Origin of the sequence: Mesorhizobium sp. M7A.F.Ca.ET.027.03.2.1, assembly GCF_003999175.1 — a bacterium.
GTDB lineage: Bacteria > Pseudomonadota > Alphaproteobacteria > Rhizobiales > Rhizobiaceae > Mesorhizobium.
Genome location: NZ_RZOM01001709.1, coordinates 1 through 693, shown reverse-complemented (window position 1 = coordinate 693; position 693 = coordinate 1). Strand labels below are relative to the sequence as shown.

1 protein-coding gene and 1 pseudogene are annotated in these 693 nt (G+C 63.5%); one reads left to right on the top strand and one right to left on the bottom strand.

All coding sequences use genetic code 11. The annotated features are described in order from the left end of the window. Nucleotides 1–237: pseudogene (locus tag EN750_RS40175) on the bottom strand (hypothetical protein); the annotation flags it as partial. Nucleotides 238–254: 17 nt separating this feature from the next. On the opposite strand from EN750_RS40175, the gene EN750_RS37535 reads away from it, so the two are divergent. Next, nucleotides 255–693: DUF1403 family protein (locus EN750_RS37535; RefSeq protein ID WP_127399488.1), on the top strand; the 439-nt coding region annotated here is incomplete at its 3' end.

The following is a 693-nucleotide window of genomic DNA, read 5'->3' as shown; positions in this document are numbered from 1 at the left end:
GGCGATCGGCGTGTCGTGCCCGGCCGAGGCCACCTGCGCGATTTGATCGACACCCCGCGCCGTTTCCTGTGGTCGAGCGGAGCGATGCCGAGTACGATTTTCGGGGTTTTGATCGACGATAGGGGCCATTTCCTCTATAAAGACCAACACGAACGATAATGCAAGATTATCATTCGTTGTGTGTTGCCTACAGGTACAGCGCTTTTTGCCTATTTCCGTTGCGAAAAGCGCCGTCATGATTCATCGTGCTTGCAATGATTCTGCGCGCCAAACCCTTTTCGCGTCATTACGCCACGCTTGCCGGTGCCGCTTCGACCGCGCCGATGGCAGCGGTGCCGGCCTGGCTGCGCCGCGCCGTACCGGATGCGCAAAGCCTTGCGGGAAAAGGTGTTGATGACGTCGCGCTCGCTGCTGGTGCCGCCATCGGCGCGCTCGATGCAGTCGTTCGCCAGCAGGAGCGGTGGGCCGGCGCTTGGCGGCAGCGGCTTGCGCTTTCGGCGGCAGCGGCAACGGCGAAACAGGCCGGCCGCGTCGAGGATGAAAGCGCACTGCGCGATGCCTTGCTGCTCGCGCGACCGGGCGATTTTTGGTCCGTCGGTCCCGCCGGGCTTTTGCTGCTTGCCTGGCGCCGGCTGGCAGCCCGGCCCGCGGAGGAATTGCTGACGGAGAAAAACCTCGCCGCGGTGTTGGAAG